This window comes from Planifilum fulgidum (assembly GCF_900113175.1).
Lineage (GTDB): Bacteria > Bacillota > Bacilli > Thermoactinomycetales > DSM-44946 > Planifilum > Planifilum fulgidum.
The window spans coordinates 16,612-35,140 of sequence record NZ_FOOK01000008.1 but is presented as its reverse complement, the minus strand read 5'-3'; the positions used below and the strand labels follow the sequence as shown (position 1 = coordinate 35,140).

Here is an 18,529-nt window from a genome sequence, read left to right as displayed (position 1 = left end):
TATTATAACATAACCGCTTCGCCCTCCAAAAGAAAAGAGGCCGCCCCCGCCCCTTCCGATCGATCCGCAACCCGCATCACAGGCTCGCGGGATTTACAAATTCCGGACGGAGGACGGCCTTGTCCAGGGGTTTCCCTTCCACGGTCGCTTCCGCTTTCCCGTTGACCGTGATCTTCACTTTGTCGGCTCCCGTGTTTTCCGTCAGGGAAAGAACGATGGTCTGGATGGCGTCCTTGGACGCCGACTTTCCTTTGCCGTACTGAAGCAGCTGTCCGCCGAAGTCGGCCAAGACGGTCTTATCCTTCATCTCCAGTTTGTTCACCTTCAGGGTCTCCGCCAGGGCCCCGCTCAGTCCGGAACCGTGTTTCGGGCCGAGAATCAGTTGCTGCATCACGGAGCCGGCCACGTCATCGGATCGATTGATCATCCGGGTCACCGGAACATAGTACACCGTGTTGTCGGGCGCCTGCCCCAGAAAGTAAAGCGTCACGGGCATGCTCTGCCCGATGTTCACCCCTTCCGCCAGCTCCAGATTGATTCCCCGGTTCCGCGTCAGCCCCTGGGCGGGAGTTTTCCCCTTGGGCATTTTGGCGAGCGGGCGTCCATCCACCCATATGTTGACCCGTTCCACCGAATCAAACCCGGTCAGGGTCCAGGTCACCGCATCCAAAATCTTTTTTTCCATTTCCGCCGGGTAAGAGAGAAATTCCTTGGAAAAATCGACCGTGGCGGTGCCGTCCTGGATGTTCAGCCCCTTCACCTTCGTCCCTTTGGGAAGGACTCCGCGGAATCCCTCCGGCAACCGGGATTCAGCCTTGCTGCCGGCAACCAGCATGGTCATCGCCTCTTTGGCGATCCCCTCCACCTTCGGCATGTCCACGGCGTAGGGAACCACATACCCGTTGTTCGCCAGGAAATAGAGCTGAACCCGCGCCTGGTTCTTTTTGTCCGCCTTGGCGTCCTCCTCGGCCTTCTTCTGCGCTCCCTGCCGTTCGTACTTCTCCTCCACCCCCGCAGGCGGCGGATCAATCGGTGCGGAAGTCTTCTGCTCCGGGCCGAACAAACATCCCGTCAGGGCAAAAAGCATGAGCATAACGAGTACCGTGCATGCGATCTTCAGCCGCATCGCTTTCCCTCCTCGGACAAATCTCTAGTCCCATGTATACGAGCCCGGGAGGGGTTTTAGCACCGAAAAATCGAAAAAGAGTCCCTTTTGGCCGAATCAGAGGGTGCTGGGCACCGATGTCTCCGCCATCGCCCGGGAGACATGGACGGAGCAACCCAGCCACCGTTCGGCGATCCGCCGGAAAAAATCGGGATCGCCGCTGGTGAAAAAGCGATGGAAAAGGGGGCGCCCCTCATCCTCCGGAGACAGCAGTTTCTTCCTCTGAAGAAGAATCTTCAATTCCCGTGCGGTTTCCTCGGCGGAGCTGATCAATTGCACGTCTTTCCCCATCACCTCGCCGATCAGATCGGCGATCAGCGGATAATGAGTGCATCCGAGAATCAGGGTGTCGACGCGGTGCACCTGCAAGGGAGCGAGAGAGGAGGCCACCACCCGCCGGGCCTCTTCCGTCCTGCCCAAGTCGCTCTCCACCAGCGGAACCAGGGCGGGACAGGCATGGCTGACGACAAACAGCCGGGGATTCATCCGTTTCAACGCCCTCTCGTAGGCCCCGCTCCTCACCGTCCCCTGGGTGCCGATCACTCCGATCCGTCCCTTTCTGGTCGACTGGATCGCCGCCCGGGCTCCGGGTTCGATCACCCCGAGGACCGGGATGGGCGTCCGCCTGCGCACCTCGTCGATGGCCACGGCCGTGGCCGTATTGCAAGCGATGACCAGGGCCTTGAGGGGAAACCGCTCCAAAAATCGGACGATCTCCAACGTGAAACGGATCACCTCGTCTTTCGGCCGCGGCCCGTAGGGACACCGGCTCGTGTCCCCAAAATAGATGATGCGTTCTCCCCTAAGCTGCCTCAACACCTCTTTTACCACCGTCAATCCGCCGACACCGGAATCCAATATCCCAATTCCCGGTTGGTCGTCCCGATTCATAATCGCTTTCAATCCTCCATTCTGCAAGATCCGCCCGCGATTTTGCAAAGGCCGAACCAGTTGCGATATCATATGTGCCTTCCGGCGTCGATGATTGGATTTTAGGGGAGCCTGTCCCGGCTACTCCTTCATCCTTTCATACAGCATGGAAAGGTGGCGGCGGATGGACGCCACTTCCTCCGGAGAAAAGGTGGACAAGATCTCCGCCAAATACTCCCGCCGCGCCTTCATCACATCCTGAATGATCACCTTTCCCCTCTCCAGCATGCGAACCCGGACCACCCGCCGGTCCCGCTCGTCCCGCACCCGCATCACGACCCCGTTCTTTTCCATCCGATCGATCAAATCGGTCATCGTGCTGCAGGCCAAATACATTTTCTGGCTCAGTTCCCCGATCGTCATATCCCCTTCCTCGTTCAGCCACAACAGCGCCGTAAACTGGGGCGGGGTGATCGGAAAATGGTTCAGGATCTCCCGTCCCTTTCTTTTGATGAGCAGACTCATCTCCCGCAACAAGTACTCGACGTCCGAAATCAACTCTTCCGAAAGCGTTTCTTTGTCCTTTTCCATGGAATCATCACACCTTCCGGAAGCCAATGAAGTTATCCAAAGTATATAAAAAAGCGATGGCGAAAACAAACGATTGCCTGTCGGAACAAGACCGAAGAATCCGTTTTTGTCCCCAAAAAGAGAAACCCTCGATCCGCCCGGCAGGTTTCACGGAATCCCCGGAAAATCACCAGATCCTGAATGAATTTGTATAAACCGCGCAGCAGAAAACCATATTAAACCTGTATAACCATTAAATCCCCTCTTCGCTCCAACGGGAACCGGAAAGGAACGGGGATCTTGAAAAGGGGATGAAACCATGGACAAGGACAAACCGACACTTGAGGATTGGCTCGATCCCGATTTCCTCCGGTCGAAACGGATGGACCGCCGACGCTTTCTGCAGGAAGCGGGGCGGATCACCGCCCTTTCCCTCGGCTTCACCCTCTCCGGCGCCCTGCTGAAAAACGTTCCCGTTGAGGCTGCGCCCCGCTTTCCCTCCTATCCCTTCACCCTCGGAGTGGCTTCGGGGGACCCCATGCCGGACAGCGTCGTCCTGTGGACCCGGTTGGCCCCCGATCCCCTGAACGGCGGGGGAATGCCGCCCCGCGACATTCCCGTCAGGTGGGAAGTGGCCGCCGACGAAGGATTCCGCCGCGTGATTCAAAGCGGAACCGCCTACGCCCGCTCCGACTTCGCCCATTCCGTGCACGTCGAGGTGTCGGGACTACAACCGGACCACCATTATTACTACCGTTTCAAGGCCGGTTCCGAACTGAGCCCCGTCGGACGGACCAAGACCCTTCCCGCCCCAAACGCCGCCGTGCCGGTCCTGTCTTTCGCCTTTGCCTCCTGCCAGCACTACGAACACGGTTATTACACGGCCTACCGGCGGATGGCGGAGGAAGACCTCGACCTGGTCCTCCACCTGGGAGACTACATATATGAACACGGAACCGGCGAATACCTCTGTCCCTCCGGCAATGTCCGGTCCCACAACAGCCGAAAGCCCCGAACGCTGGAAGAGTATCGAAACCGGCACGCCCTGTACAAAACCGATCCCGATCTGCAGAAGGCCCATGCCGCCTTTCCCTGGGTGGTCGTCTGGGATGACCACGAAGTGGAAAACAACTACGCCGGGACCATCCCCCAAGGGGAAGAGGGAAGGAGGGACTTCATCCGCCGCCGGATGGCCGCCTACCGGGCCTACTATGAACACATGCCCCTCCGGAGCCGCTTCATGCCCCGGCGGGGCGAGATGCGGCTGTACCGGCGTTTCCGCTGCGGAGACCTGGTGAACTTTCACGTTCTCGACACGCGCCAGTACCGCGACAATCAGGCCGGCGGCGACGGCTGGAAACCCCCGGGCCGGGAATCGGCCGACCCGAACCGGACCCTGCTCGGCGCCGAACAGGAACGATGGCTTCTGAGCGGTCTTGAAAACTCCAAGGCGCGCTGGAACGTGATCGCCCAACAGGTCTTTTTTTCAAAGAAGGATGTGCGCGTCGGCCCCGGCGAACTGCTGAACATGGATTCCTGGGACGGATATCCGGCCAGCCGGGACCGGATCCTGAAATTCATCGCCGAGAAAGGCATTTCCAATCTGGTGGTTCTCACGGGAGACGTGCATTCCAATTGGGCCAACGAAATCAAAGCCGATTTCGACCGCCCCGACTCGCCGACCGTCGGCGTCGAATTTGTCGGCACCTCCATCACTTCCGACGGAGACGGTTTCGACACCCGGCGCGACATCATGGGCATTTTGGCGGAAAATCCCCATATCAAATTCTTCAACGGACAGCGGGGATACGTCCGGTGCACCGTGACCCCCGACATCTGGCGGACCGATTACCGGGTCCTGCCCTACGTGTCCCGTCCCGGTGCGCCGATCACCACCCGGGCAACCTTCGTGGTGGAAAGCGGACGACCCGGCTTGCGCCGGACAAAGGGGGAATCCTCCCTGGTAACGACCGGGTGACGGATCCCTCAACGGCCCGGGCGCACCACCCGGTTGCGCAAAACGCCGATTCCCTCGATTTCCAGCTCCACCACATCCCCCGGCTTCAACCAGCGCCCGAGCTCCAGCCCGCAGCCGCGGCCCACGGTGCCCGAGCCGAAAACTTCTCCGGGGTAGAGGGTCTCGCTCCGTGAAGCGTGGGCGATCATCTGCTCAAAACGCCAGTGGATGGTTCCCGAGTGCCCCTCGGACCACACTTCCCCGTTGACCCGCACCGTCATCCTCAGGCTGTACGGGTCGGGGAGTTCATCGGCCGTCACAATCCACGGCCCCAAAACGGTGCCGGTTCGAAAATCCTTCCCCTTTGCCGGTCCCAGCCCCACGCTCATCTCCTGCCCCTGGACATCCCGGGCGCTGAAGTCATTCAAAACGGTGTAGCCGAAAATGTGTTCCCTGGCGCGCTCTTCCGGAATATCGGAGCCCCTGCGCCCGATGATCGCCGCCATCTCCAATTCAAAATCCAACAGCCGGCTGTAGGACGGCCAAAGGACATCATCCCCGTGGGCGGCCAGGGAATGAACATTCCCCTTGTAATATACGGGAAACGCATACCACATCTTCGGCACTTCCCCCAGTCCCATCGCCTGTGCCGATTTTCTCACGTGTTCCTCAAAGGCCATGAAGTCCCGGAACATCGGAGGGCGGGGAACCGCAGGGAGCAACTTCAGGGATTGGAGAGGATAAAAAACCCTCATCTCCTCCGGAACCTCACCCCGGTTCAACACTTCGTCGAGGGCCTGCCGCGCCGCCTCCAGCGTCTTTCTTCCCCCTTCGATGAAGGCCACCATGTCCGGAGGAACCAGCGCCCGGGCGATCCGGGCCGCCGCCCGGGGATCGCAACTTTGTTCCCTGAGCAGTTGAACATGGCAGGCGGATGTCAGGTCAACCACCCGGTCGCCGTCCGCCAAAGCCCCGATCCGCGCCACCGGTCCGTCCGGGGTTTGAATCTGAAAGGACAGGAGTTTCACGTCGACCTTCCCCCTTCCTTCTTCTCCGGCACAATGGCCACCGCCCGGCACCACGCCCCGCTCGCCCCCGCGATTTTTACGGGAAAGCACGAAATCCAAAAGCCGTGGTCGACCGGAATCCGGTCGAGGTTGGCCAACTTTTCGATCTGACAGTATTCCGCCTCGATCCCGGCAAAATGAGCCGGCCAGATGTGCCTGCCGTCCCCTGTCTCCTTGTAATCGGCAACCATGTCCGCAAAGGGTTGGTCCAGGGTGTACGCGTCGATGCCGATCACCCGCACCCCCTGCCGAAGGAGCCACAACACTTCTTCACGCCCCAATCCCGGCTGGCGGTAGTACTCCGGGCTGTGACAAAACCGATCCCTCCCGGTCATGAGGAGAACCACGTCGCCGGGGTGCAGGCGGTAACCGATCCTTGAGAGGGCCTCCTCCAGATCGGAAATCCGGATGCGCTTGCCCGCACCGATGTGCCGAACATCGAGGCGGACCGCCGGCGCCAGAAACCATTCCAGGGGGAGCTCGTCAATCCGTCGGGCCGGACGGCCCTCGGAAGTGGGATGGTAGTGATAGGGTGCATCCACGTGGGTGCCGGTATGGGTAATCGCCGTGATCTCCTCAAGGGCCCAGCCGAGCCCCCCGGACCAGACCAGATCCTCCTTCTTGACGCCAAAAAGTTGCTGCATCTGCTCCAGTCCCTCGCCATCGTGGGTGATGTACCGAATCCGGGCGGGCATCGGTTCGGATATGGCCTCGTGTTCGATGGGAAGGCTCAGATCGATCAGTCGAAAGCCATTGGGAAACACTTCAGCCCCCCCTTGCGATGTTTCATTGCGGCAATCCCTCGTCCCAATTCAAATGTAGAAAAAGGGTTTTGAAAAGTCAAATTTTTCTCCGCCGGTTGACATCGCCCATCCTCTTGGGTATCATTTATCTCGAATTCAAGATATCTGAAATGAGGACTTCAGAGCGAGATGGAATCCTTTCATTCCCATAATGAGGAATTGTCTTTGAAACTGCTGATCGTTCTTTCGAGGGCCTTTCACAAGGTGGCGGAAAGGATCAAGGAAGACATCCGGAGCCACAACCTGAACACGACGGAATTCGCCGTCCTGGAGCTTCTGTACCACAAGGGCGACCAGCCGATCCAGCAAATCGGAAAAAAAATCCTTCTGTCAAGCGGGAGCATCACTTACGTCATCGACAAACTGGAAGAGAAAAAACTGGTGTCCCGCAAAAATTGTCCCAAGGACCGCCGGGTCATCTATGCAACCATCACCGACGAAGGAAAACGGCTGATGGATGTCGTTTTTCCCGAGCACAAAAAAGCCGTTCACCACATTTTCCGGGTGCTCACTCCGGAAGAAAAACAGGTCCTCATCTCTCTGCTGAAGAAATTGGGTTTCTCGTTGGAAGCCTGATTCCTTTTTGGTTTTTATCTTGAATTCAAGATACATGAACCCAGGATAACTGACGCCATCCGCCCCGAAAGGCTCATCACCACCAGCCGAAGGGGACAGATTAAAGAGAGGTCAGATGTCCAAAAAGATGCAAACACACGAAAAGGAGGATCTCCACATGAGCGTCAAGCTTGCGATTTTCTACTACAGCTCCACCGGAACCAACCATCAGCTGGCACAATGGGCCGCCGAAGCGGCTCGGGAAGCGGGAGCCGAAGTGCGGATCCGCAAAGTGCAGGAACTGGCCCCGGAGTCGGCCATCGAACAAAACCCCGCTTGGAAGGAGCACTATGAAGCGACGAAAAATGAACCGGTGGCCACCCTGGAGGATCTCGAGTGGGCGGATGCCTATATTTTCAGCGTTCCCACCCGGTTCGGGAACGTCCCTTCCCAGATGAAGCAATTCCTGGACACCACCGGAGGGCTGTGGGCCGAAGGGAAACTGGCCAACAAAGTGGTGAGCGCCATGTCCTCCGCCCAAAATCCCCACGGTGGTCAGGAACAAACCATTTTGGCTTTGTATACCACCTTCATGCATTGGGGAGCCATCATCGCCGCCCCCGGTTACACGGACCCCTCCATTTTTGCGGGCGGAGGCAATCCCTACGGAACCAGCGTCACGGTGGACCAGGACGGAAACATGAAAGAAGACGTGAAGGAAGCCGTCAGACATCAGGCCAAGCGCACCGTCCAGGTCGCCCAGTGGCTGAAGAAAGGAATGCAGTGAGAAACGGAGATCCGCCTCGGGTTTTCGCCGGGGCGGATCTTTTGCATTTGTGCATCGCCCTCTCCCGCTCCCTTCCTTCATTTCTCCTTCACACAAAGCCCCACCGAATTGTGAGCAGAATCACAGAAGGTCGTTCAAGAATTTGTTTCAATTACAATGTACGGACCCTGCCGTTTTCCGCACAGTCTGCCAAAATTGCGCGACACCAGGATCGACAGACCTTGGAGTGGAGAGAGGAGGATACGCATATGGCCAAATACACGATGGTGGATAAAGAGACCTGCATCGCCTGCGGAGCTTGCGGGGCGGCCGCACCCGACATCTTTGACTACGACGATGAAGGGCTGGCCGAAAACATCCTGGAAGGGGACGACAACCGGGGCGTGGTGGAGGTTCCCGAGGAACTGTACGATCAACTGGAGGATGCCCATTCCGGCTGTCCCACCGGATCGATCAAAATTTCCTCGCAGCCGATGGACGGAGATCCCGGCAAAGCGGAGGAATGACGGATCAGCTTAAAAAGAAGCGCCCTTCCCGGAGGAAGCGGCGCTTTTTTCAAAGAATAAATACCTAAACATCTATTCAATTAGACGGGTTTATGTTAAGAATTCCTTATAAGAACAATCTCCATTTTTACTCAGCAGTCCATTTTCGCCGTCTCAAAAAACCCCTTTCTTGCTTCCCAAATATACTCTCTCTTCTGTCTGGAAGCGTAGGGATCAAAGGGAGGAATTTTGAATGGATGTCCTTGCCGCCATTAATAAGCGTCGGGAAATCACCCGGTTTAAACCCGATCCGATTCCGGACCGTCTGATGGATGCATTGCTTCAATCCCTGTATTTGGCCCCGAGCGGAAATAACCTGCCATCCCGCGAATTCATCGTCGTCAAGAGTCGCGAAATGCTCCGCTCCCTCGCCCCGACCACTCCTTACATGAAATGGCTTGAACAGGCCGCCGCCGGAGTTGTCATCGTCGGCAGGCCGGATGTCAGCAAATATTGGCTGCAGGACGCATCCATCGCCGGGGGTTACGCATGGCTGACCGCCGTCTCGCTGGGACTCGGCGCCGCCTGGGGAGCCGTTTACCACTCCGAGGATGAGGCGGAATCGAAGAGACGGGAGGATCGGGTGCGAAAGCTTTTGGGAATCCCCGATCCATACCGAGTCGTGGCCGTTTTGGGCTTCGGATTTCCCGATGAAGAGCCGAAACCAAAAGAAATGTACCCGATGGAACGGGTGTTCCACCGGGAAGGATACGGAAAGTAAGATCCTTGCCGAAGCATCTACCGGGTTCGGATGTCGGTGGAAAGCTCCAAGCGGTCTCAAACCCGCCGGTGGCAATATCAAACCGCCCCGTTCAGGGGGCGGTTTTTTTCGTCCCGGATCATCCAAAGAAGCCCAGTTGCCTTTTCGCCTCCTCCGACATCTTGTCGGGCGACCAGGGTGGGTTCCAGACGATGTCCACTTTGACGGAGCGAATCCCCGGCTGTCCCTCAAGCAGCCGTTCGACTGCACTGGCAATGGTATCGTGCAACGGGCATCCCGGCGTGGTCAGCGTCATGCGGATATAGACGTCTCCGTCGTCATTCCGAATTTCGTACACGAGCCCGAGGTCGACGATGTTGACTCCGAGCTCGGGATCGTAAACCTCCCGCAGCAGCTCGCGAATCTCTTCCGGCTTCAGGTGAATCACCTTAAGCCACCTCCTCTGTCCAACGGTTTCCGGCTAGCGGGCAAACACCCTCGCGATCAGAAACACATAATACAGCGAGAAGAGGGAAAGGGCTCCGAGACTCCACCGCGTCCAAACCGCCTGTTCCATCCCCAGACCGACCATCACAGCCAAAAGGCACAATCCCACGGCCGCCAAGCCAAAGACCGCCTGTCGGTCATCCAGCAGATCGCCCATCGCGGGGGTCTTCTCCTTCCCGGCACGGGGGCCGTATTTGTGGGTCCACCAAAGAAAGGGAACGATTTTCGACAAATACCCGAGAATCGTCATGGCAACCCAACCCCACAGGTAAGCCCAGGCGAAAAGGACAAGAAACCGTTCATCCGTCGCCCGCTCGGGGGCGATCAGCATAAGCGCCAACGCCGCCGAACAGGTGACGGCCAGCGCCCGCGCGCTGTAGACGGATACCCGTATGCCTCCACCGGGATTCTTTTTGTGTCGCGCCTTGCGCACCTTCGTTATATAAACGTTGTAAGCGTACACCGCCAGGGTCAGCAGGCCGAGGGAAACGCCGAAGCCAAAGGTGGGAAATCCCGCCAAAAAAAGGGCAACCCCCGCCAGGACCGCGGCGTTCCACAGCCATGTAATGATGCGGGGCAAACGGTCGGGGATGCCATGCGCCAGATAAAACATCGGCAACATTTTGTAACTGAAGCCGGTGATCAGCAGCCCAAACCACCCGACCGTCCCCATCCAGATATGGCTGTAAAAGAGCGGCTCATGCCATTCGGGCCACAGTCCGAACGCGAAATTGATCCCCATCGAAAGCCCGGCCAGCCCCGTAAGCAGGAGGTAAAGGAGCGCCGCGGCCGAACTTAAAGTGATCGGATTCCACCGGGCGGCCTGAAGGATCGTCAGTCCGATATTCAGGACAAACAGCAGGATGCCCAGCAGGGCCAATGCGGCAAACAGGGCGATCCACTGCACCCGGAAGAAGCCGAATCCGGCCAGCAGGCCGAGGACCCCGGCGAAGTAGACGCCGAACTGGACAAATCCCAGCCGGCGGCTGAACACGTCCCTTTGGAGCACCACGCTGATGAGCTGATACACCGCTCCCATGGCAATCATCGTCGCCCAGCCGAGGATCAGCCAGTGGACAAACAGCCAACCGGAGGGGCTCCGCGGCGGTTGGAAGATCCATCCGGATGCCTGCAGAAGGGTTGCGAGGTTGAACAATCCGAACAGGGCAAGTCCCGTTGCGATAAACAGAAAAGGGAGGCGAAACATCGCAAGCCATCCTTTACCTTTTTTGAATCGTCACCCGGGCCGAACCGTCCGGTAGTTCCTCGATCTCGTAGGGGTAACCGAGCGAGTCCAGCTCCTCCAACAGGAACACGGGAACCCGGTCGTTGTGAATCACGACCCGGTCCCCCTTCCGGCATTTTTCCAGGGCATTCAAGGTGCGCATCATCGGTTGTGGGGGTTCAAGCCCGCGGTTGTCCAGTTCAATGGTCCGGGGTGAATCCGGGGTCTCATCCCGGGATGGGTCTGCCTTCGCCTTTTGCAAAGAGGGGAGCCTCTCTTCGGCCGCCCCCATCTCCCCCAGTTCCTTTTCTCGTTCCTTGGGGACGAAGGTCACCACCCAATGATCCTTTGCCAACTTCTCCGTTTTGTAGGCGAAACCTTTGGCCTTCATGACGCCCAAAAGCGGTGTGGGCTTAAAGGTGGCGTGCAGAACGAAGGTGTCTTCCGGACCGAGAGATTTCACCGCGTCCATGATCAGTTTGAAGGGCTCCAGCTTCTTCCGCAGGTAAGGCCGGACATCCAACTCGATCGTGCGTTTTCCCATCTCGATCATCTCCTCACTGCGACCGATCCGTTACGACGGGAGGGAGCATCGCCTTCGCCCGTTCGTACAGAGCCGCCATCCCGCCGTAAAGGGCGTAGAAGAAGGCATCGGGCGCGTCGAGGGAAAAGGAGAGGTACTGCTTCGGGTCGACTCCCAACATGTGTTCAAACAGGGCGGCGCTGTCATAGGCATAAAAGCAGAAATGGACAAATTGAAACTCCGGCATCTTCTCGTAGATCGTCACAATGTCCTTGGCATAGCGCTCCACATTCTTCTCCGCCTCACGGATCATGGTGATCGCATCTTCCAAATCCACCGCGATTTTGATCGTTTTTTCGTCGACAACGGTGATTTTCGCCATGGCATGGGCTCTCCTTATTTCTTTCCAATTTTCACTCGGAATACTTCGGGACCCTCTTCAAGGTACTCCCAGGTGAATCCCTCGGGATACATCGATTCAAACTGGTATCGCAGGGGAATCGGATTGTGGTCATTGATCAGAAGCAAGGCTTCGCCGGACTTCAATTGATCAAAGGTTTCAAAGATCACCTTGTGCTTCAGGTGCGGCGGATATTCCGTCACCTTGATTGTCGCTGCAAACTCCTTCATGAACATCTCCCCCAAACATCAAATCAATTTGCCGGACAGCTTAAATGATAAAATTGTTTAAGAACCCATATTGTGATCCTCGTCACACCCCTCGAAATATCTTCGACCGGTCCTGATCGCTTTGGACAGGATCTTTCCGTCAAGTCCGCAACCGGAAAAGCTCTTGACGATTCGCATACAAAAATATTAGAGAAACGAAAGAAAATCCGATCAACGCGCTCGAAAAGAGGGAGCCCATGAACCGAAGCCTGTTGGTCTATCTGGTATCCTTCGCCGCCTTTCTCGGTCCCTTCACCCAATCCATCTACACGCCGATGCTGCCGGAAATCCAACAGCACTTTCATACCTCCTCCTTTACTGTCAACCTGACCATCTCCATCTTCACCCTCGGACTCGCCCTGATGCAGCCCGTCTACGGTCCTTTGGCCGACCTCATGGGCCGACGGAAAGTGCTTCTTGCGGGCATTTTGATCTATGCGGGTGCTTCCGCCGGCGCCGCCATCTCCCCTTCCGTCTGGTGGCTCATTTTCTTTCGGGCCTTGCAGGCCGTCGGGATCGCCGCCGGTTCCGTGATCGCCACCACCGTCATAGGGGACCTTTTCCGGGGCAAACAGCTGGGACGGGCGATGGGCACCTTTCAGATGCTCGTCACCTTCGGGCCGGTGGCCGGTCCGGTCATCGGGGGCATCGTCGGCGGATGGACCGGCTTTTACGGGGTTTTCTGGGTGCTGACGATTGCCGGACTGTCGATCGGCATCGCCAACGCCTTCCTGTTGCCGGAAACCAAGCCGGAAAGCGAAGCCAGACATTTTCACCCATCGGACATGTTCAAGGTGGTCACCGAGCGCACCGGTCTGGCCATCGTCCTGCTCGGGTTCGTCCAGTATTACACCCTGTACAATTATCTCGTCTTTCTCCCCCATCTGCTGTCCGGGTCCTTCGGCCTGTCCTCGGGTCAAAAGGGATTGTCGTTCCTGCCCCTGTCCCTATGCATCGTGATCGGCAGTTTTCTGGGCGGACGCCTGCAGGAGAAGTGGGAACGCGGCAAGTTCCTGGTCGCCACCGGGTCCGCCACTGTGCTGGCGACGCTGCTCTATGTCGGCTTCTCGGACTTCTCCCTGCCCTTGATCTTGGCGAGCACCGCCCTGTTCGGCCTTTGCCTCGGTTTGTCCCTCCCCGTGCAGACCACCCTTCTCGCCACCCTTTTCCACAGGAACCGGGCGTCGGCCATGGGCGGATACAATTTCGCCCGCTACCTGGGAATGGCGGCGGGACCGCTGATGGGAGCGCTTCTGTTCAAACTGGGAGGACACGCCGAGTTTCTGTTCGCCGCCGCGGCGTTTGCCGGGGTGGTCGGGTTTTCCTGGAGACAGTTCCGCCGGGAATGGAAATCCCGCCAGGTGACCTGACTCCCTGAAAAAGGAAAAGGACCGCCGACCGAAACCGGCGGTCCTTTCCTCCACGAATCCCCGATCCGGCAAGCGGAAATCTTGCCACGGCCGCAAGACGCCGAGTCCCATCGGGGACAGGTCCAAATCGGGGACATGGGTCATCCGGGTGCAGGGTTTCGGGCACGGGAAACCCCGGTCTCCGCCTCCGTTATCAATCACCCGGTGCCGAAAATACGCGTCGCAGTCGTGAACGATGATGAGCCCCGCATTCTCCTCCCAGGATGACCGGCTTCTCCTTTCGTCTTTGTGCCCGGAAGAGAAACACTTCGTCCGGGCTGCGCCCTCAGGCCGTTACCCTTTCCTCATTTCGTCTCTCCCGCGGAAAGGAAGCGTTCCTTCAGGATCCACTCCTTCTCCGCCGACGGGGAAAAGTGTAAATCTTCCGATACCCAACGGGTCCGGCGGATCAAAAGGTCGTGGTGCCAATCAAAGCCGCGGGAAAAGCCTCCGTCCCCCTGCCGGCGATGGGGAACCCTGGGAAGGAGAAAGCTTTCGAGGCGGTGCCGGATGGACAGGGAGAACGGACGCGGAAAGCAAATCGCGCTTCCTGCACCGCGGAGGAGCCGGATGCCTCCCCTTTGACCGGCTCCCGGCCCCGCCGCCGCATCCGGCCGTGAAGATGGAGGCGGCGCTCCCTCCCCACGGAAGGCGAACCGGCCCTCTCCGGCCGGTGGGCGGAAACAGGACCGGTATGCCGTACAAGAAGAAGCCCGGAGCGGTGCTCCCCGGCGTCCGCAGCAGACCGGCATCTTCCGATGACAGTGAGATCACCTTGCTGCCCCATCCCGGAACCCGGGCGGCCATTCCGGCGGGTACCTTCTCCCGGCCGCGTATCCTTCGCAAATGGCCAGGCCGTGCCCTCCGCTTTCAGTCTCCTCTTTTTGCATCCGCAGAAAAAAGTCGATGACGCTTCCCCGCTAAACCCCCGAATAGGCCATGAACCCGCCGTCCACGGGGACGACGATGCCGGTGACAAACCCGCTCGCCTGCTCGTCAATCAGCCACAACAGCGTTCCCAACAGGTCCTCGGGCCGGCCCAGGCGCCGCATCGGCGTGTGGGATATGATTTTTTGCGCTCTTTCCGTATAGGACCCGTCGGGATTCATCAGGAGATACCGGTTTTGCTCCGTGAGAAAAAATCCGGGAGCGATGGCGTTTACGCGAATGCCCACGTCGGCCAGATGGACGGCGAGCCATTGGGTGAAATTGTTGATCGCCGCTTTGGCCGCGCTGTAGGCGGGTACCTTCGTCATGGGACAAGCCGCGCTCATCGAGGAAACGTTGATCACTGTTCCTTTTTTGGGGATCATGCTCCTGACAAACACCTGGGTCGGAATCAGCGTTCCGATCACGTTCAAATCGAAAACCGCTTCAAATCCCTCCGGAGACAGGTCGAAAAAGGTGACCAAATCCTCGGCGTCCAGGTCCCCGAGCCGAAGCGTTTCCCTCGTGGTGCTTCCCTGCGGGCGGTTTCCCCCGGCGCCATTGATCAACACATCGCAGGGGCCGTATTTTTCAGAAACGATTTTTTCCGCCCGCTTCACGCTTTCCACCTGAAGGACATCGCAATGGACGGGCAAGGCGTCCCCGCCGGCGTCCCGAATACGCTCGGCCACTCGGGCCGCCTTTTCGTACGTCCGGTTCAGAATCGCCACTTTCATGCCTTGTCTGGCCAGCTCTTCCGCCATGCAGCCGCACAAGACGCCTCCCCCGCCGGTGATGACCGCCACCTTTCCCTTCAATCCGGGATGGATCGGCAACAAGACTCATCCTCCTCCTCCACGTTCAGAGACGAAAGATCCCCCGCCGCGTGACCGCTTTTTTCAAAGCATCCGTCCGGAAGAAAGTGTTCGCCGTCACCGCTTCCCGCCCTTTTCCAGGGCATCCCAAAGGCCCCACAAATACATGATGCCGAGGGCCCTGTCGTACAGCCCGTAACCGGGCCGGCCCCGCTCCCCCCAAATCTGCCTCCCGTGGTCTGGCCGAACATAACCCTTATAGCCGCAATCGTGATAAGCCTTGACGACCTCATAAAGATCGAGGGAGCCGTCCCGGTGGGAAGTTTCAACAAAATCGCCGTTCCCGCAGATCTTCACATTCCGGATGTGGGCAAAGGGAATGCGGTCGGCAAATTCCCTCACCATCCCGGCCACGTCGTTGGCGGGATCGGCGCCCAAGGCCCCGCTGCAAAGGGTGATGCCGTTACAGGGGCTGTCCACCAATCGGGTCAACCTGCGGAGATCCTCCCGGTTTTTCATGATGCGGGGCAGCCCGAACACGCTCCAGGGCGGATCGTCGGGATGGATGGCCATCCGGATTCCGAGTTTTTCAGCCACCGGGATAATCGCTTCCAGAAAATATCGAAGGTTTTCCCAGAGCTCTTCCTCCGTCAGACGGCGATACCGCTCGATCAAGGCGGCGAGCTGTTCCTTCGGCCGTTTCGGGTCCCAGCCCGGAAGCGTGTACTTTTGGGAATACATTTCCGCCAGTTTAAGCGGATCGATGCGGTTGATCTTCGCATGTTCATAGAACAGCGCCCGGGATCCGTCCTCCAGTTTCTTGTTGAAATCGGTGCGAATCCAGTCGAAGGCGACCATGAAGTTGTAGCAAATCACCTTCACCCCGACGGCCGCCAATTTTTCCATCGTCTTTTGGTAGTTTTCGATATACCTGTCACGGGTGGGAAGTCCCAGCTTGATGTCCTCGTGAACGTTCAGGCTCTCCACCACTTCGGCATGCAGTCCGTATTCTTCCGCCTGCTTTTTTACCTTTTGGATCTCCTCCATCGGCCACTCCTCACCGGCGGGAATCCGGTGAAGCGCCCAGACAACGCCTTCGACGCCGGGGATTTGACGGATCTGCTCCAGGGTGACCGTGTCGTTCCCCACTCCGAACCAGCGAAATACCATTCGCACTTTTTCATTCCTCCGATGTCCAGTCAAGGATATCAATAAATCTTTCGGCCCTTTTCATCGGGAATGCCCGATTTTCTGAAGAAATACGCATTGATGACGTCCCGCCACTCCCGGGCGTTTTCCAGCTGCTCCCGGAGCTTGGACAATACATGCTCATATCTTTCCGCATCGATCTTCCCCTTCAGCCGGGTCCACCGCCGGATAAAGTCCTCCACCCGCTCCACCCCTTCAAAATGGGTGTTGTAAATGTGTTGGATCACCGTCTCTCCGGATTTCAGCCGGTGGGTGTAGGGGACGTGATGGAAAAACAGCAGCAGTTCATCCGGACAGGTTTCCAGGGATTCGAACCTTTCGCGGTTCGGCGAAAAATACTGTCCGGTAAAACCGGTTCCGGTTTTCATGGTCCGGTCCACCCCGATCCCCCGATGATCGGCGTAGTGATAGGTTCCCCAGTAGGAATACTCGTAACCGTCGACATCCGGGCCGTAATGGTGCCCCGGCTTGACCATCCATCCGACTCCCAGGGGGGCGGTGTACAATTCATAGACCCGCCAGGATTCCAGGAGCATGTCGCGGAGGGTTTCCACCACCCGGGAATCATGGCCGAAAGTGAGGCGCACCCACTCTTCCGCGATCTCCTCCGCCGAAAGGTCGGGATTCCAGGCAAGCCGTCCGAATCCGTACAAATTGGCCTGCGCCAGGGTATGCCCCGTCCAGTTTCGGTCATCCCCCACGTTGGACACCCCGGCCATTCCGCTGTGGCGGCACGGAAACACCTTCCCCCCCACAATGGCCTTCACCGTCGATCCCTTTCCCGCGGCATGGGTGTCAAAGTCCAAAACTTCCTTCCACTGGGGCACCAGAAAGCAGAGATCCTTTTGCTGGCCGGTATACTCCTGGGTTATCTGAAGCTCCAGCATCTGGTTCGTCCTTTCCATGGCGCCGAAGAGGGGGGAAACCGGCTCGCGAACCTGAAAATCCATGGGACCGTTCTTGACCTGAAGGACGACATTGTCGACAAACCGGCCGTCCAGGGGCTTGAAATGATCGTAGGCCGCCCTGGCCCGGTCCGTGGAACGGTCGCGCCAATCCTGGAAATTGTAGACAAAACACCTCCAAACAACCAGCCCTCCGTGGGGTCTGAGGGCTTCGGCCAGCATGTTGGCCCCTTCGGCGTGATCCCGGTTGTAGGTCAGCGGACCCGGCTGATGTTCCGAATCGGCCTTGACCACAAATCCGCCGAAATCGGGGATATGCCGGTAAATCTCTTCCGCCCTTTCCCGCCACCACCTCCGAACTTCCGGATCCAGCGGATCCGCGGTGGAAAGCCCTCCGATCCACATGGGGCTGGCAAAATTGACGCTGAGAAACATCCGGATTCCGTAGGCGCGAAACACATCCGCCAACCGGGCCACGTCCGGCAGCAGGGAGCCGGTGATCAACCTGCATTCATCGGGCCCCACATTCACATTGTTGATGGAAATGGCGTTGATTCCGGCGGAAGCCAGAAGCCGGGCATAATCCCGGATGCGATCCAGCCGGCGGACGATCCGCCCCTTCCGAAAGAAGAGCGACTTGCCCGCATAACCGCGCTCGACGCTCCCGTCGAGATTATCCCAGTGGTTGATCATCCTTAGCCGGTTTCCCGGATTTTCGACGATCTCCAGGGAATGGAGGGGCCGGCGTGTCTGCATCAGCCTGAGCAGATGGAAGGCTCCGTAAAGCGCGCCCCTGTCCGTCTTTCCGAGGAGAAGAAGGAACGCATCTCCCCCGCGCTCCACGGTTTTCAAGAGGTATCCCTCTTCGTCCAGCCCTTCCCACACCCGCCGGTCCACCCAGCCCCGTCCCTCTGCTGACGCTGTCAACACCAGCGACGGAAAGTCCCGGAGATCGCGGGAGAGGGCCGGCGCGACGCCGAGCAGCGAAGAAATCCCCGCCGTCAGCTCATCCCTGGCGGATTCGAGAATCGGGGAGCTGCCGAGAACCGTCAAATTTCCGCACCACTTCCGGTATTGCTCCGCCAGCGCTTCATCTTCAATCCGTTCATAGCGGAGCCAGCACGGGTCATAATCCCCGATCGTCTCCCTGTCCCCTTCAACCCGGCGAAAATCCATCAAATCCCCCCTTCGCCTCATGGGCCGCCTCTTCCAGCCACAGGATGTTGGCGACGCCCCTTAAATTTGACCGCCCTCTTTATAAGGACAGGGGCGGGTGGGCCGGGCCGCACGGGCCCGGTCCGCAGCCGCACCCGCCTTTCCC

Annotated in this window: 19 protein-coding genes; 6 read left to right on the top strand and 13 right to left on the bottom strand. The window is 58.4% G+C overall.

What is annotated here, in order from left to right; translation table 11 throughout:
- Nucleotides 1-76 precede the first annotated feature (76 nt).
- The 3 genes from BM063_RS06310 to BM063_RS06300 all read right to left on the bottom strand — a co-directional run bounded on the left by BM063_RS06310 (nucleotide 77) and on the right by BM063_RS06300 (nucleotide 2,626).
- On the bottom strand, nucleotides 77-1,126 hold the full coding sequence (locus tag BM063_RS06310) for a GerMN domain-containing protein (RefSeq protein WP_092036999.1): 1,050 nt from the start codon (nucleotides 1,124-1,126) through the stop codon (nucleotides 77-79).
- Between the two features lie 96 nt (nucleotides 1,127-1,222).
- Nucleotides 1,223-2,056 carry a glutamate racemase gene (gene racE, locus BM063_RS06305; protein ID WP_092037187.1) on the bottom strand — a complete coding sequence of 278 codons (834 nt, stop codon included), beginning with the start codon at nucleotides 2,054-2,056 and terminating at the stop codon, nucleotides 1,223-1,225.
- Nucleotides 2,057-2,176: 120 nt separating this feature from the next.
- Nucleotides 2,177-2,626 carry a MarR family winged helix-turn-helix transcriptional regulator gene (locus tag BM063_RS06300; RefSeq protein WP_092036997.1) on the bottom strand — a complete coding sequence of 150 codons (450 nt, stop codon included), beginning with the start codon at nucleotides 2,624-2,626 and terminating at the stop codon, nucleotides 2,177-2,179.
- Between the two features lie 298 nt (nucleotides 2,627-2,924).
- Here BM063_RS06300 and BM063_RS06295 point away from each other — a divergent pair, with 298 nt between their 5' ends.
- Nucleotides 2,925-4,583, top strand: coding sequence for an alkaline phosphatase D family protein (locus BM063_RS06295; protein WP_092036994.1), 1,659 nt, complete (start codon nucleotides 2,925-2,927; stop codon nucleotides 4,581-4,583).
- Nucleotides 4,584-4,591: 8 nt separating this feature from the next.
- On the opposite strand, the gene BM063_RS06290 is transcribed toward BM063_RS06295, so the two are convergent.
- The gene (locus BM063_RS06290; protein WP_092036992.1) at nucleotides 4,592-5,590 is read right to left on the bottom strand and encodes a fumarylacetoacetate hydrolase family protein; all 999 of its coding nucleotides are present in this window, start codon (nucleotides 5,588-5,590) and stop codon (nucleotides 4,592-4,594) included.
- Nucleotides 5,587-6,393, bottom strand: a complete 807-nt coding sequence (locus BM063_RS06285) for a cyclase family protein (protein ID WP_218154418.1) — start codon at nucleotides 6,391-6,393, stop codon at nucleotides 5,587-5,589. The genes BM063_RS06290 and BM063_RS06285 overlap by 4 nt, the downstream gene beginning before the upstream one ends.
- Nucleotides 6,394-6,561: 168 nt before the next feature.
- Between BM063_RS06285 and BM063_RS06280 the strand changes: the two genes are divergently transcribed.
- The 4 genes from BM063_RS06280 to BM063_RS06265 all read left to right on the top strand — a co-directional run bounded on the left by BM063_RS06280 (nucleotide 6,562) and on the right by BM063_RS06265 (nucleotide 9,040).
- On the top strand, nucleotides 6,562-7,008 hold the full coding sequence (locus tag BM063_RS06280) for a MarR family winged helix-turn-helix transcriptional regulator (RefSeq protein ID WP_092036991.1): 447 nt from the start codon (nucleotides 6,562-6,564) through the stop codon (nucleotides 7,006-7,008).
- Nucleotides 7,009-7,165: 157 nt separating this feature from the next.
- Entirely contained in the window at nucleotides 7,166-7,774 is a 609-nt protein-coding gene (wrbA, locus tag BM063_RS06275) for an NAD(P)H:quinone oxidoreductase (protein ID WP_092037181.1), read from the top strand.
- A 248-nt stretch (nucleotides 7,775-8,022) separates the two neighbouring features.
- Nucleotides 8,023-8,280, top strand: coding sequence for a ferredoxin (locus BM063_RS06270; RefSeq protein WP_092036989.1), 258 nt, complete (start codon nucleotides 8,023-8,025; stop codon nucleotides 8,278-8,280).
- A 232-nt stretch (nucleotides 8,281-8,512) separates the two neighbouring features.
- Nucleotides 8,513-9,040, top strand: a complete 528-nt coding sequence (locus tag BM063_RS06265; protein ID WP_092036987.1) for a nitroreductase family protein — start codon at nucleotides 8,513-8,515, stop codon at nucleotides 9,038-9,040.
- A 118-nt stretch (nucleotides 9,041-9,158) separates the two neighbouring features.
- Here the strand turns inward: BM063_RS06265 and BM063_RS06260 are convergent, their stop codons facing one another.
- Genes BM063_RS06260 through BM063_RS06240 form a run of 5 tightly spaced genes read right to left on the bottom strand, consistent with a single transcriptional unit; the run spans nucleotide 9,159 to nucleotide 11,904 of the window.
- Nucleotides 9,159-9,464: a metal-sulfur cluster assembly factor gene (locus BM063_RS06260; RefSeq protein WP_092037179.1), complete on the bottom strand. Its 306-nt coding sequence runs from the start codon at nucleotides 9,462-9,464 to the stop codon at nucleotides 9,159-9,161.
- Between the two features lie 36 nt (nucleotides 9,465-9,500).
- Complete coding sequence (locus tag BM063_RS06255; RefSeq protein WP_092036985.1) at nucleotides 9,501-10,733, bottom strand: hypothetical protein; 1,233 nt, start codon at nucleotides 10,731-10,733, stop codon at nucleotides 9,501-9,503.
- Nucleotides 10,734-10,746: 13 nt separating this feature from the next.
- Nucleotides 10,747-11,295, bottom strand: coding sequence for a DUF2249 domain-containing protein (locus BM063_RS06250; RefSeq protein ID WP_092037177.1), 549 nt, complete (start codon nucleotides 11,293-11,295; stop codon nucleotides 10,747-10,749).
- A 13-nt stretch (nucleotides 11,296-11,308) separates the two neighbouring features.
- Complete coding sequence (locus tag BM063_RS06245) at nucleotides 11,309-11,656, bottom strand: hypothetical protein (protein ID WP_092036983.1); 348 nt, start codon at nucleotides 11,654-11,656, stop codon at nucleotides 11,309-11,311.
- A 14-nt stretch (nucleotides 11,657-11,670) separates the two neighbouring features.
- Complete coding sequence (locus tag BM063_RS06240; protein ID WP_092036981.1) at nucleotides 11,671-11,904, bottom strand: DUF2249 domain-containing protein; 234 nt, start codon at nucleotides 11,902-11,904, stop codon at nucleotides 11,671-11,673.
- 236 nt (nucleotides 11,905-12,140) lie between these two features.
- On the opposite strand from BM063_RS06240, the gene BM063_RS06235 reads away from it, so the two are divergent.
- Entirely contained in the window at nucleotides 12,141-13,313 is a 1,173-nt protein-coding gene (locus BM063_RS06235; protein WP_092036979.1) for an MFS transporter, read from the top strand.
- 959 nt (nucleotides 13,314-14,272) lie between these two features.
- On the opposite strand, the gene BM063_RS06225 is transcribed toward BM063_RS06235, so the two are convergent.
- The 3 genes from BM063_RS06225 to BM063_RS06215 all read right to left on the bottom strand — a co-directional run bounded on the left by BM063_RS06225 (nucleotide 14,273) and on the right by BM063_RS06215 (nucleotide 18,384).
- Nucleotides 14,273-15,118 (bottom strand): SDR family oxidoreductase, encoded by an 846-nt coding sequence (locus tag BM063_RS06225; protein WP_092036974.1) that lies wholly within the window; start codon nucleotides 15,116-15,118, stop codon nucleotides 14,273-14,275.
- Nucleotides 15,119-15,211: 93 nt separating this feature from the next.
- Nucleotides 15,212-16,270, bottom strand: coding sequence for a mannonate dehydratase (uxuA, locus tag BM063_RS06220; protein WP_092036972.1), 1,059 nt, complete (start codon nucleotides 16,268-16,270; stop codon nucleotides 15,212-15,214).
- Nucleotides 16,271-16,302: 32 nt separating this feature from the next.
- A complete protein-coding gene (locus BM063_RS06215; protein ID WP_092037174.1) occupies nucleotides 16,303-18,384 on the bottom strand; it encodes an alpha-glucuronidase family glycosyl hydrolase in 2,082 nt (693 codons plus the stop codon).
- Nucleotides 18,385-18,529 lie beyond the last annotated feature (145 nt).